The organism is Streptomyces rectiviolaceus (assembly GCF_039533825.1).
In the GTDB taxonomy this organism is placed as follows: Bacteria; Actinomycetota; Actinomycetes; order Streptomycetales; family Streptomycetaceae; genus Streptomyces; species Streptomyces rectiviolaceus.
The window spans coordinates 1-11,754 of the sequence record NZ_BAAAUG010000205.1; the positions used below are offsets into that span (position 1 = coordinate 1).

The window sequence follows — 11,754 nt, forward strand, 5'->3', positions numbered from 1 at the left end:
GGCCGCCGCCAGCCGGTCGGCGGGCGAGGGCCCAAGGAGGTCCGGCGCCCAGCGCGCGAGCAGGCCCCCGGCCGCCGCCGCGCACCCCGCGAGCGCGACGAGGGAGAGGATCCCGATGACGGGGGCGAGCGCCAACATCCAGCCCTCGCCGAAGACTTCGGGCATTCCCATCCGGCTGCCGCGCAGCACCGCGGCGAACGGCAGCGCGATGAGCACCGCCGCGAACGGCGGCAGCGCGAGGGACATTCCGCTGATGATCCCGCCGAACCCGAGGTGCAGCGTGAACCACCCGACGGTGCGCCCGCGCGCCTGCCGGGACCGTGCGGGCCCGTCGGCGAGCGCGTCACCCCGCACGTCGCACAGCGCGCGCACGGCGGCCACCGACATGGGCCGGGTGAGCGGGAAGAGCGCGGTGATCGCGGCGAGCGGCAACCCCACGGCGAAGGCGCCGAGTTGGGAGGTGAACGAGCCGAAGACGTTGTCCTCGCCGAGCAGCGGCCCGACGATGACGGAGCCCACGAAGACGTACGGCATGGCGAGCGCGCCGCCGAGGATCAGATGGATCCACCGGCGCCGCGCCCGCCGCCCGAACAGGGCTGTCAGTGCTGCTGCGAAGGGCTTCACGCGTAGTGCCGCGGTTCCCGGTCGGCCGCGCCCGCCCGCTCCTTGAAGAAGCGCACCCCGAGGGTGACCACAAGCGTCCCGACGATCATCCGCACAGCGTAGGTCAGGATCATGAGCGCCGTCGGCTGCTCGGCGATGTCGTCGCTGCCGCCGAGCGAGGCGAACAGCAGCCAGCCGCCCCAGCAGGCGACCGCGCCCGAGCCGAGCCACGCGAGGGCGAGCGGCACCTTGACGGGCAGCGCGGGAACCCACCGGAAGGCGATGAGCAGCCCGCCGGCCACGGCTGCGGCGAGGTAGAGCAGGTCCAGGGCCTCGAGGACGTAGAAGTCGGTCGTACGTTCCTCGGTCCGCGCCTCGCTGAGGCCGAAGGTGGAACCGGTGACCCAGAGGAGGTTCAGGGTCGCGGGGGCGACGGCCAGGAGGGCGGCGGCGATGGCGGTGCCCCGCTGAAGGCTCCGGCGGGCGGTGGCGCGGGGCAGATCCCAGACGCGGCCCCGCCATATGTGGCCCCAGCGGTCCCGTGCGTAGAGGACGAACAGGGCGCCGAGAGCCAGGCCTTGGAGGATGAAGCCGCCGTAGACGACGCCGAATACCCACTCGTCGAGAAAGGCGCCGCTGCCGCTGCCGTCCTCCGCCGAGGGGCGGTAGACGCTGCCGCCGAGCGCCCTGACCACGAGCTGGAGCGGGAACCCGGCCATGATCGGCGTCAGCAGCCCGGTGGCGGCCCACATGGGGAACACGAGCAGCCATGCGGGGGTCCGCAGGCCCCAGGGGCGGGTCAGGAGCAGCGCGAGGAGGATGACGCTCGCGTCCATCAGCAGGGTGAGGCCGTTGGCGAAGATCATGGTGGTGCGGTGCTCGAGGAGGCTGCTGCCCTCGGGGATGCCGATGTGACTCCCCGCGATCCAGGCGATCTTGAGGGAGAGGTAGGGGAGGGCGGCGAGGATCGCGAGGGCGCGGAGGGCTGCCGCCGGGGCCGTGACGGGGACGAGTGTCTGGCTCATGGTCCCTACGCTCCCGGGGCGAGGCGAGGGGCACGTCCTGCGTGGCGATGATCTGGGTCCGCCGTGCGGGGGAGGGCGGGCTGGATTTCCAGCCCGTCCGGCGTTTGAGGACGAACTCGGCGAAGCCGGTGATGACGGTGCCCAAGGCCCCCGCGCCAGCCCCGCCCCCCTAGACCTCAGCCTCCAGCACGAGGACGTCCTCGGCTATCTCCGCCCCGCGCGCATGCGCGAACCCGCTGGCCCGGGCGGTGACCCGGAAGCCACACTTCTCCAGCACCCGCAGGGACCCCGCGTTGTCCGCCGCCGCCCGGGCGTAGAGCGGACGCTCCGGCACCTCCGCAAGGAGCCCCCGCAAGGCGGCCGTGGCAAGGCCGCGGCCCCAGTACGCCCGGTCGATCCAGTACGTGACCTCCCGCTCGCCCGGCTCCCCGTACACCGCCGCGCTGCCCACCACGTCGCCGTCCGCGAGGACCGTGCGGGCGACGACGTCCGCCGATTCGCGAAGTCCCTTCCAGTGGGTCTCGAAGAGCGTCCAGTCCGCCGCCTTCGGCGAGGTGAACGCGGCGACGTGATTCGACTCGGGGTCGTTCATCTGCCGGTAGAAGACCGGGAGATCGCTGTCGTGGACCGGGCGCAGACTGACATCGATGCTGACCATGCTCAAAGCCTACGAGTCGCCAGTGACAGTCGGTCCCGCGCGTCGAACAACGCGTCCTTCACCATCTGTTCGTGCGCGGGCGTCAGCCGCGCCACCGGCACGGAGCAGCTGATCGCGTCCCGCGCGGGCGTGCGGTACGGGATCGCGACTCCGAAGCAGCGCAGACCGAGCGTGTTCTCCTCGCGGTCGACCGCGAAGCCCTGCTCACGGACCGTCCGCAGCTCCTCGATCAGCTTCTCGCGGTCGGTGATCGTGTGCTCGGTCAGCGCGGGCAGCGTCTCCGGGAGCATCTTGCGGACCTGCTCGTCGGTGTGGGTGGCGAGCAGCGCCTTGCCCAGGGACGTCGAGTGCGCAGGCAGGCGGCGGCCGACGCGCGTGAAGGGCCGCAGGTAGTGCTGCGACTGGCGCGTGGCGAGGTAGACGACGTTCGTGCCGTCCAGGCGCGCCAGGTGGATCGTCTCCGTGGTGTCGTCCGAGAGGCGGTCGAGCGTCGGACGGGCCGCCGCCACCACCTCGTCGCCGTCGATGTACGAGGTGCCGACAAGGAGGGCCCGCACCCCGATGCCGTACCGCGTGCCTGTCGCGTCGGTCTCCACCCAGCCCAGCTCCACCAGCGTACGAAGGAGCATGTAGAGGCTGGATTTGGGGTACCCGACGGCTTCCTGGACGGCGGCCAAAGAGTGCATTCCGGGGCGTCCCGCGAAGTATTCGAGCAACTCCACCGTCCGCACCGCGGACTTGACCTGTGCCCCGCCAGTCTCGCCAGCCGACATCGCCCTTGACCCCTTAGTTCGACGAGAAATAGTCTCCGAAGTCTCCGCTATTCATCATCGGAGACAGCGTTCAGCATATCGAACAGCCCAGGTGGGTGGCAGCACATCTGTGGCATCACCTCTGGAGGAGCCCGCGGTGGCAGCAGCACCAGTCTGGAGTGTCGACCCCCGAACCGGGAAGCAGCGCGAACAGGTTGCGGTCGAAGCCACAGCCCAAGAGGTGGATCAGGCGGTACGCGCCGCGCTGGCCGCCAAGGACGCCCTCGCCGACCGCACCGTACGCACCGCCTTCCTGCGCTCCGCGGCCGAACTGCTCGACGGGGCGAAGGATCACCTGGTGGAGGCCGCGGACGCGGAGACCGCGCTCGGTCCCGTCCGGCTCACCGGCGAACTCGCCCGCACCTGCTACCAGTTGCGGGCCTTCGCGGACGTGGTCGACGAGGGCGGCTTCCTCGGCGTCGTCATCGACCACCCCGACAGCAGCGCGACCCCGCCCATCCCGGACCTGCGGCGCTACAAGATCCCGCTGGGCGTCGTGGCCGTCTACTCCGCGTCCAACTTCCCCTTCGCCTTCTCCGTCCCCGGCGGCGACACCGCGAGCGCGCTCGCGGCGGGCTGCCCCGTGGTCGTCAAGGCCCACCCGGACCACCCGGCCACCTCCGAGCTTGTGGCGTCGACGCTGCGGCGGGCCGCGGCCCTGCACGGCATCCCTGAGGGCGTCGTCGGTCTCGTGCACGGCTTCGAGGCGGGAGTCGAGCTCGTCAAGCACCCGCTCGTCTCCGGCGCGGGCTTCACCGGCTCGATCCGCGGCGGCCGCGCCCTCTTCGACGCGGCGGCGGCCCGCCCCGTGCCGATCCCCTTCCACGGCGAGCTCGGCTCCCTCAACCCGGTCGTCGTGACCGAGGCCGCGGCGGTCGAGCGCGCCGAGGAGATCGGAGCGGGCCTCGCGGGCTCCATGACGCTCGGCGTCGGCCAGTTCTGCGTCAAGCCGGGCCTGGTCTTCGCCCCGGCCGGCGCGGGCGGCGACCGGTTCGTCAAGTCCCTCACGGAAGCGGTCAGCGACACGGAGGCCGGGGTGCTCCTCGACCACCGGATGCGGGACAACTTCGTGGCGGGCGTGCGCGAGCGGGGCGAACTGCCGGACGTGGACGCGCCGGTGACGCCGGGCGCGGGCAGTGAGCACACGGTGAGCGCGGGCTTCCTGACGGTCCCGGCGGCGAAGCTCGCCGAGGCCGGTGAGCACGACCTGCTCCTGGAGGAGTGCTTCGGTCCGGTGACGGTCGTCGCGCGCTACGAGGACGACGCGGAGATCACCTCCGTGCTCACCCGGCTGCCCGGCAACCTCACGGCCACGGTGCAGCTGTCCGCGGAGGAGGTGGCGGGCGAGGGGCGCGGGGGCGCGCTGATCGCCGAACTGACGCCGCTGGCCGGGCGCGTGCTGGTCAACGGCTGGCCGACCGGGGTCGCGGTGGCGCCCGCGCAGCACCACGGCGGGCCGTACCCCGCGACGACGTCCACCTCCACCTCCGTGGGCGGTACGGCGATCGAGCGCTGGCTGCGTCCCGTCGCGTACCAGAACACGCCTGCCGCGCTGCTCCCGCCCGAGCTGCGGGACGACAACCCGCTGGGGCTGCCGCGGCGCTACGACGGGCGCCTGGAACACTGACGCCCATGGACGTCAATATCCCCGAACTGCCCTTCTCCCTGCGCTCGTACGGCCCCGACGGAAACTGGTCGTACGAGGGCGGGGTGCTCACCGGCTGGGCGGGCGCCCGGCAGGACCGCTTCGTGCCGCCGACGGGCGAGGCGCTTGACCCCGCGTCGGACGCGCCTCGTCTCCTCGGCGCGCCCGAGGGGGACTTCCAGCTGATCGCCCGTGTGACGGTCGGCTTCGCGGCGGCGTTCGACGCGGGCGTGCTGTACCTGCACGTGGGCGACCGGGAGTGGGCGAAGCTCTGCCTGGAGCGGTCGCCGGACGAGGCGACGGTCTGCACGGTCGTCACCCGCGGCCGCTCCGACGACTCGAACGCCTTCGTGGTGGACGGCAGCAGCGTCTGGCTCCGGATCAGCCGCACCGGCTCGGCGTTCGCGTTCCACGCGTCCCCGGACGGCAAGCGGTGGACGTTCGTCCGGATCTTCTCCCTCGGGGAGGAGAAGACGGCGGGCGCGGCGCTGGTGGGCTTCATGGCGCAGTCCCCTGTGGGGGAGGGGTGCGTGGTGACGTACGACGGGATCGAGTTCCGCCCGAACTGGCCCCGGGGGCTCAGGGACGGCTCTTAATACCTCGCCGGAGGGGCTGAGACATCAGCCCCTCCGGGCGTTCGAGGTGAACGGCCCGCGCGTCACGGGTTGTCCTCCACTGTGGTGCTGTAGTTGTGCAGTCGAACTCCGTCAGGGCCGTACACGTCGAGTACGTAGCCCTCTTCGAGACGGACGCCTTCTCCGGCCAGGAAGGCCGCCAGGTCGGTGGCGAAGTCGTCGAACTGCTCGTAGCCGTTCTTCTTGTGGGTCCGCACGGTCAGTTCAAGAACGTCGTCCTTGGTCTTCGCGTGGCTGATCCCATACACCCCCCGGTCCCCTCCCGCCGCGCGGTACCTGGCGGCCAGTTCGGCCGCCGACCTGGACACGGGGGCGGTGGCTGTCGGAGGGCCGTTGTCCTGCGGATCCTTCGTCCACGGTGCATCGCCCTCGGCGCTGCATCCCGACAACAGGACGACAGCGGCAAGGCCGAGTGCGGACAGGGTCCGTTTCATGACGATCACCATGGACGCACCACAAAAAGCGTATGCAACATGAGATGACCCTATTTCAGAAGCTCAACGTCCCCGCCGCAGCCCCAGCGTCGCCACCCCCGAGGCCGCAAGGAGTGCCGCGGCGATCAGCAGGCTGATCCGCATCCCGGAGACGAAGTCCCCCGCGACCAGGCCCCCGAAGGCCGCGATCCCCAGGCCCCCGGCCACCTGCCGGGCCGAGTTGAGGACCCCCGCGGCGAGACCCGCACGGTCGGCGGGAACGGCGTCCATCATCGCCGCGGTGAGCGGCGGGATCGTCAGCGCGCATCCCAGGGCCAGCGGCACCATGAGGAACGCCAGGCCCAGCGCGGGCGTCCCCGCGTCGGCGAACAGCAGCGCCAGCAGACCCAGCACGGCAAGTGACTGCCCCGCCAGCATCGGGATCCGCGGACCCACCCGCGCCGCCAGCTTCCCGGCGAAGATGTTCGTCACCGCGATGAGGCCCGTCATCGGCAGGAACATCAGCCCGGCCCACAGCGCCGAACGCCCCTGCACCTCCTGGAAGAAGAGGCTGAAGACGAAGATCAGGCCGTAGAAAGCGACGCTGCACGCGGCCCCGGCCGCGACGGTGATCGTGACCGTCCGGTCGCGGAAGAGAGCCAACGGCACCACCGGATGCGCCTGCCGCGCCTCCGTCCGCAGGAACACCGCACCCGCCGCCACCGCGACGACCAGGGCGGCCAGGCCCGTCGTGCCGCCCTCGATGACAGCGAAGGTCAGGGCCGTCAGCGTCAGGACCGCGAGCAACTGCCCCGGCACGTCCAGGGGCGCGGGCCGCCGCTCCGAGCGTGGTGCCCGCAGCAGCAGGACCAGCGCCACCGCGCCCAGCGGGACGTTGATGAAGAAGATGCCGCTCCAGTCCCACGCGGTGGTCAGCGCGCCGCCCGTGACCGGACCGAGCGCCACCGCCACCGAACCACCCGCCGCCCACATGGCCACCGCACGCGCCCGCCCGGCCGCGTCCGAGTAGGCCTGGCGCACGAGGGAGAGCGAGGCGGGCAGGACCACCGCGGCCGCCACGCCCTGCACCCCCCGCGCGCCGATCAGCACGGGCAGCGACGGCGCGAGGCCGCACGCCACCGAGGCGAGCGTGAACACCGTGATGCCGATCGCGTACGCCCGGGTCGCGCCGATCCGGTCGGAGAGCGCGCCGGTGGAGAGCATCAGGGCGGCGAAGGCGAGGGTGTAGGCGTCCACGACCCACTGGAGCCCGGACATGCCGCCGCCCAGGGAGTCGCCGATCGCGGGCAGCGCCACGTTCACGACGGAGGCGTCGAGCGTGATCAGGGCGAGGCCGAGCATGGCGGCCGTGAGTGTGAGGCCGGGGGATGTCCGGCGCTTGTCGCCGCCGGGCCCGGGGTGGGGTGCCCGCCGCGTCAATCGCCCTGTGGGGCGGGAGCCTTCGGTGAGGGAGTTCGTTGCCATGCCCATGATTCTGCTGACGGCGGCGCGGCTACAGTAGTGGCCTGAATGCCATACATCCGGAGGTTCTGGCCATGGCCCGCCCGAAGTCCGTGAAGTCCGTGAAGTCCGCGAAGTTCGCCCACCGGCCGCACCGCGTCGCCGTCATCGCGCCCTCACCTGTGTCGATGTTCAACCTCGCGATCCCCGAGCTGCTCTTCGAAAAGGTCGAGGTGGCGGGCGGACCCGGCTACGAGATGGTCGTCTGCACCCCGCAGCCCGGCACCGTCGCCACCACCGGCGGGCTCAGCCTCCAGGTGGAGCACGGGCTCGACGCCGTACGTGACGCCGACACCGTCCTCGTCGCGGGCACCGGACACCGCTACGAACCGCACCCGCGGACCGTCGCCGCCGTCCGCGAGGCCGCCGACGCCGGCCGGCGCATCGCCTCCATCTGCAGCGGCGCCTTCGTGCTCGCGGAGGCGGGACTGCTCGACGGGCGCAGCGCGACCACGTACTGGCAGCTCGCCGAGGAGCTGCGCAGCCGCTATCCGGCGCTCGACCTCAAGGGAGACGTCCTCTACGTGGAGGACGGACAGGTCATGACGTCCTCCGGGTACGCCGCGGGGATCGACCTGTGCCTGCACATCATCCGCACCGACTACGGAGCGGCCGTCGCCAACCAGGTGGCCAGGGCCGCGCTCGTCGCCCCCGTACGGCCCGGCGGCCAGACCCAGTTCACCCAGACCCCGCTCCCGCCCGAGCGCGGCAATGCCTGCGCCGACACCCGGGGCTGGGCCATGCGCCACCTCGACGAACCGCTCACGCTCACCGACCTCGCCCGGCAGGCGGGCGTCAGCGTGCGCACCCTCACCCGGCGCTTCCACGCGGAGAGCGGGGTGAGCCCGCTGCAGTGGCTGCTTCACCAGCGCGTCGAGCGGGCCAAGGAGCTCCTGGAGACGACGTCGCTCTCCATGGACCGGGTGGCGCAGGCCTGCGGGCTCGGCACCGCCGACTCGCTCCGCGGCCACCTGGTGCGCCGCACCGGGCTCACGCCGAGCGCCTACCGCGCCCAGTTCAGCCGCATCGGAACTCAAGGCGGCCGGAACACGTCTATCGCAGCGTGATCCACTCAGCTCTCCCCACGACGATGCGGACCGTGATGCCGACCGTCATACGCACCGCCCTCACCGCCGACGCCCCGGCCCTCGCGGCCCTGCACGCACGCGCCCGCGCCACGTACTACCCCGAGGGGCTGCCGGACGAAGGTGTCGACGGGACGGCGATGTGGCGGGGAGCCGTCGAGCGCCGTGAAGGGCATGTGCTGTGCGCGGTCCGCGAGGGCCGGATCGTGGGCGTCGCGTCCTTCCGTACACCCGATGGCGAGGCGCCGGACACCGTGGCGCTCTTCCAGTTCCACGTCGACCCCGACCACTGGCGCGCGGGGGTGGGCGCGGCCCTGCACGCCGCGTGCGTGGAGGAGTGGCGGGCCGACGGCATCCGGGCGGCCACCCTGGACGTCCACCAGGAGAACCGGCGCGCCCAGGCCTTCTACGTCCGCCACGGCTGGCAGCCGGCGGGTCCGGGCGAGGGCGCGGGTACTCACCTGCGGATGCGGCTGTCCCTGACGGCCGGGGAATGAGCGAGGCAGGTCGTACGTTCTTCAACTGACCGGAGGGACCCTCCGCACTGCCGTTCGACCTGAAGAGAGCTAGTCACATGCGCGTCGAGATCTGGAGCGACATCGCCTGCCCCTGGTGCTACGTGGGCAAGGCCCGCTTCGAGAAGGCACTCGCCGCCTTCCCGCACCGCGACGACGTCGAGGTGGTGCACCGCTCCTTCGAGCTCGACCCCTCGCGCGCCAAGGGCGACAGCGGGCTCGTGATCCCGATGCTCGCCAAGAAGTACGGCATGAGCGAGGAGCAGGCCCAGGAGGCCGAGCGGAACCTCGGCGTGAACGCCTCGTCCGAAGGCCTCGACTACCTCACCGAGGGCCGCGACCACGGCAGCACCTTCGACATGCACCGCCTCCTGCATTTCGCCAAGGAGCAGGGCAGGCAGGACGAACTGCTCGGCCTGCTCTACCGGGCCAACTTCGCCGAGGAGCGCTCCGTCTTCGACGACGACGAGCGGCTCGTGGAGCTCGCGGTCGCGGCCGGTCTCGGCGCGGACGACGCCCGCGCGGTGCTCGCCGACCCGTCCCGCTACGCCGACGACGTACGCGCCGACGAGCGCGAGGCCGCCGAGCTCGGCGCGAACGGCGTGCCGTTCTTCGTCCTCGACCGCAAGTACGGCGTCTCCGGCGCCCAGCCCGCCGACGTCTTCACACAGGCCCTGGAGCAGGCGTGGGGCAACCGCTCGCCGCTCACCACGCTCGCGGACGGCGGCGACGGCGATGCCTGCGGCCCCGACGGCTGCGCGGTTCCGCAGGCCTGAGCCTGAGGCGACGACGCGTAAGCGTCACTTACCGGTCGCCTCCACACATCGGCGATGGACGTGGGCGCGGACGGGCGCGAGAGTTGGTCCCATGGGGATCATCAATGGCGCCGAGTTCGCGCCCACGTCGACGTATCTGAACACGGCGAGCTGCGGCCTGCTGCCGACCCGCGCCGTCGAGGCGATCCAGGGCCTCGCGGCCGAGAACGGCGCGGGCCGACGCGGCGGCTCGGGCGACTTCGGGATCGTGCAGGCCGCCCGCGAGTCCTTCGCGCGGCTCGTCGGCGTGCCGCACGCGCGCGTGGCCAACGGCGGCTCGGTCGCCGTCCACGCCGGACTGATCGCCGCCTCGCAGCGCCCAGGATCCGAAGTCCTCTTCCCCGAGGGGGACTTCAGCTCGATCATCAACCCCTTCGTGGTGCGCGGCGACCTCAAGCTCCGCTACGCGCCCCTCGAGGACCTCGCCGAGGCGATCCGCCCCACCACGGCCCTCGTCGTGTACTCCGTCGTGCAGTCGGCCGACGGCCGTATCGCCGACGACGCGGCGGTACGGGAGGCCGCCGCCGCCCATGGCGCCCGCACCCTCAACGACGCGACACAGGCGGCGGGTTGGCTGCCCTTCGACGCGAGTCTGTACGACTACACCGTCACCGGCGCCTTCAAGTGGCTGCTCTGCCCGCGCGGCACGTCGTTCCTGACGGTGAGCGAGGAGGCGCAGGAGTCCCTCGTCCCGCTGCACGGCGGCTGGCTCGCGGCGGCGGACACCTGGAACTCCACCTACGGCCCGCTCTCGGAACTGGCCCCCGACGCCCACCGCTTCGACGAACCCCCCGCCTTCCTCGCGTACCACGGCGCGGCGGCGGCCCTCGCGTACCTGGAGGAGACCGGCATCGACACGGTCCACGCCCACGACACGGCGCTGGCGGCCCGCTACCGCGCGGGGCTCGCGGAGCTCGGCCACGAGCCGGTGCCCGGCGCGTCCCCCATCGTCTCCGTCCCCGGACTCGCCCACAGAGAGCCCGAGTTGAGCCGGGCCGGGATCATCACGGCGGGGCGGGCGGGGCACCTGCGGGCCTCGTTCCATCTGTACAACACCGAGGCGGACGTGGACCGGATCCTCGACGTGCTCTCCGGCTGAACCCTGGCGCGCCGGGCCGCGGGACGCTAGGAAGGCAGGACGGGGTTGCCTCACGAGGCGGTGGTGTCAGTGGCGGAGCAGCCATATCGGGACTCCGACCTGCACCAGCGCCTGGTGTACGGCGACGAGACGGCTCTCGCGGAGGCCTACGACACGTACGCGGCTCTCGTCCACCGCGTCGCGGGACGCGTCACCCGCAGTCCGGCAGCGGCGGAGGACGTCGCCCAGGAGGTCTTCGCCCATCTCTGGTCGAGGCCCTACGCGTTCGACGCGCGGCGGGGCAGTCTGCGCACCTGGCTGTGCATGCTGGCGCATCGGAGGGCGGTGGACTGGGTACGCGGCGAGGAGCGTCACCGCAAGGCCGCCCATGCCGACGACACGACCCTGCACACGATCCCCACCCCGGATCCGCCCCCGGAAGACGTGGTCATGGCACGAGAACGCTCCCTGCTCCTCCACTCCGCGCTGGCGAGACTCCCGCTCCCGCAGCGCCAGGTGGTGCACCTCGCGTACTTCGCGGGCTGTACGTACCGCCAGGCGGCGGTGGAACTGGGCATCCCGGAGGGCACGGCGAAAACCCGATTACGAGCGGCGCTACGCAGACTGGCAGAAGCCCTGACAGACCCACCCGACCAACCCGACCCATCCGACCCGCCCAGCCCATCCGACCCACCGGCACTTGCCGACGCTCCAGGCGAAAGAGGCGCGTGATGACCACGGATCACGAAGCCGTACGTGAACTTCTCGGGGCCTGGGCCGTCGGCGCGCTCATGCCGGGCGACGAGCGGACGGTCGCCCCGCATCTCGCAGGCTGCGAGCCGTGCGCGGCGGAGGCGACGCGGCTGCGGGCGACGGTACGGCACCTGGACGGCCCGCCCGTCACCATCGGGCCCGCCCCCGCCGACCGGGGCCTCGCCCTCGCCCTGCG

Annotated in this window: 13 protein-coding genes and 1 pseudogene; 8 read left to right on the forward strand and 6 right to left on the reverse strand. The window is 72.2% G+C overall.

The genetic code is table 11. The annotated features are described in order from the left end of the window. From ABD378_RS40700 to ABD378_RS40715, 4 genes and pseudogenes are all read right to left on the reverse strand, one after another. Nucleotides 1-624, reverse strand: a pseudogene (locus ABD378_RS40700) (histidine kinase); the annotation flags it as partial. Then, on the reverse strand, nucleotides 621-1,628 hold the full coding sequence (locus ABD378_RS40705) for a hypothetical protein (protein ID WP_344529912.1): 1,008 nt from the start codon (nucleotides 1,626-1,628) through the stop codon (nucleotides 621-623). The pseudogene ABD378_RS40700 and the gene ABD378_RS40705, both read right to left, overlap by 4 nt. Nucleotides 1,629-1,797: 169 nt before the next feature. Continuing rightward, nucleotides 1,798-2,277 carry a GNAT family N-acetyltransferase gene (locus ABD378_RS40710; RefSeq protein ID WP_344529932.1) on the reverse strand — a complete coding sequence of 160 codons (480 nt, stop codon included), beginning with the start codon at nucleotides 2,275-2,277 and terminating at the stop codon, nucleotides 1,798-1,800. 11 nt (nucleotides 2,278-2,288) lie between these two features. Next, nucleotides 2,289-3,059, reverse strand: a complete 771-nt coding sequence (locus ABD378_RS40715) for an IclR family transcriptional regulator (RefSeq protein ID WP_344529914.1) — start codon at nucleotides 3,057-3,059, stop codon at nucleotides 2,289-2,291. Between the two features lie 136 nt (nucleotides 3,060-3,195). Between ABD378_RS40715 and ABD378_RS40720 the strand changes: the two genes are divergently transcribed. Next, on the forward strand, nucleotides 3,196-4,725 hold the full coding sequence (locus ABD378_RS40720; protein WP_344529916.1) for an aldehyde dehydrogenase (NADP(+)): 1,530 nt from the start codon (nucleotides 3,196-3,198) through the stop codon (nucleotides 4,723-4,725). Between the two features lie 5 nt (nucleotides 4,726-4,730). Next, nucleotides 4,731-5,339: a DUF1349 domain-containing protein gene (locus ABD378_RS40725; protein ID WP_344529918.1), complete on the forward strand. Its 609-nt coding sequence runs from the start codon at nucleotides 4,731-4,733 to the stop codon at nucleotides 5,337-5,339. A gap of 62 nt (nucleotides 5,340-5,401) precedes the next feature. Here ABD378_RS40725 and ABD378_RS40730 read toward each other — a convergent pair whose 3' ends face one another. Further along, the gene (locus ABD378_RS40730; RefSeq protein WP_344529920.1) at nucleotides 5,402-5,812 is read right to left on the reverse strand and encodes a hypothetical protein; all 411 of its coding nucleotides are present in this window, start codon (nucleotides 5,810-5,812) and stop codon (nucleotides 5,402-5,404) included. Nucleotides 5,813-5,875: 63 nt separating this feature from the next. Continuing rightward, entirely contained in the window at nucleotides 5,876-7,276 is a 1,401-nt protein-coding gene (locus ABD378_RS40735; RefSeq protein WP_386545561.1) for an MFS transporter, read from the reverse strand. Between the two features lie 71 nt (nucleotides 7,277-7,347). Here ABD378_RS40735 and ABD378_RS40740 point away from each other — a divergent pair, with 71 nt between their 5' ends. The 6 genes from ABD378_RS40740 to ABD378_RS40765 form a co-directional block, all read left to right on the forward strand. Then, a complete protein-coding gene (locus ABD378_RS40740; protein WP_344529922.1) occupies nucleotides 7,348-8,379 on the forward strand; it encodes a GlxA family transcriptional regulator in 1,032 nt (343 codons plus the stop codon). Between the two features lie 35 nt (nucleotides 8,380-8,414). Next, nucleotides 8,415-8,894: a GNAT family N-acetyltransferase gene (locus tag ABD378_RS40745; RefSeq protein ID WP_344529936.1), complete on the forward strand. Its 480-nt coding sequence runs from the start codon at nucleotides 8,415-8,417 to the stop codon at nucleotides 8,892-8,894. Nucleotides 8,895-8,971: 77 nt separating this feature from the next. After that, nucleotides 8,972-9,688, forward strand: coding sequence for a DsbA family oxidoreductase (locus tag ABD378_RS40750; RefSeq protein ID WP_344529924.1), 717 nt, complete (start codon nucleotides 8,972-8,974; stop codon nucleotides 9,686-9,688). A gap of 91 nt (nucleotides 9,689-9,779) precedes the next feature. Then, nucleotides 9,780-10,826 carry an aminotransferase class V-fold PLP-dependent enzyme gene (locus ABD378_RS40755; RefSeq protein WP_344529926.1) on the forward strand — a complete coding sequence of 349 codons (1,047 nt, stop codon included), beginning with the start codon at nucleotides 9,780-9,782 and terminating at the stop codon, nucleotides 10,824-10,826. A 69-nt stretch (nucleotides 10,827-10,895) separates the two neighbouring features. Next, nucleotides 10,896-11,537 carry a sigma-70 family RNA polymerase sigma factor gene (locus tag ABD378_RS40760; RefSeq protein ID WP_344529928.1) on the forward strand — a complete coding sequence of 214 codons (642 nt, stop codon included), beginning with the start codon at nucleotides 10,896-10,898 and terminating at the stop codon, nucleotides 11,535-11,537. Continuing rightward, a partial coding sequence (locus ABD378_RS40765) for a zf-HC2 domain-containing protein (protein ID WP_344529930.1) occupies nucleotides 11,537-11,754 on the forward strand: 218 nt, incomplete at its 3' end. The genes ABD378_RS40760 and ABD378_RS40765, both read left to right, overlap by 1 nt.

What these genes read in the sequence shown, in the direction of transcription:
- ABD378_RS40705 (WP_344529912.1), bottom strand. Translation starts at nt 1,628, where the DNA reads ATGAGCCAGACACTCGTCCCCGTCACGGCCCCGGCGGCAGCCCTCCGC.
- ABD378_RS40715 (WP_344529914.1), bottom strand. Translation starts at nt 3,059, where the DNA reads ATGTCGGCTGGCGAGACTGGCGGGGCACAGGTCAAGTCCGCGGTGCGG.
- ABD378_RS40725 (WP_344529918.1), top strand. Translation starts at nt 4,731, where the DNA reads ATGGACGTCAATATCCCCGAACTGCCCTTCTCCCTGCGCTCGTACGGC.
- ABD378_RS40730 (WP_344529920.1), bottom strand. Translation starts at nt 5,812, where the DNA reads ATGAAACGGACCCTGTCCGCACTCGGCCTTGCCGCTGTCGTCCTGTTG.
- ABD378_RS40735 (WP_386545561.1), bottom strand. Translation starts at nt 7,276, where the DNA reads ATGGCAACGAACTCCCTCACCGAAGGCTCCCGCCCCACAGGGCGATTG.
- ABD378_RS40740 (WP_344529922.1), top strand. Translation starts at nt 7,348, where the DNA reads ATGGCCCGCCCGAAGTCCGTGAAGTCCGTGAAGTCCGCGAAGTTCGCC.
- ABD378_RS40745 (WP_344529936.1), top strand. Translation starts at nt 8,415, where the DNA reads ATGCCGACCGTCATACGCACCGCCCTCACCGCCGACGCCCCGGCCCTC.
- ABD378_RS40750 (WP_344529924.1), top strand. Translation starts at nt 8,972, where the DNA reads ATGCGCGTCGAGATCTGGAGCGACATCGCCTGCCCCTGGTGCTACGTG.
- ABD378_RS40755 (WP_344529926.1), top strand. Translation starts at nt 9,780, where the DNA reads ATGGGGATCATCAATGGCGCCGAGTTCGCGCCCACGTCGACGTATCTG.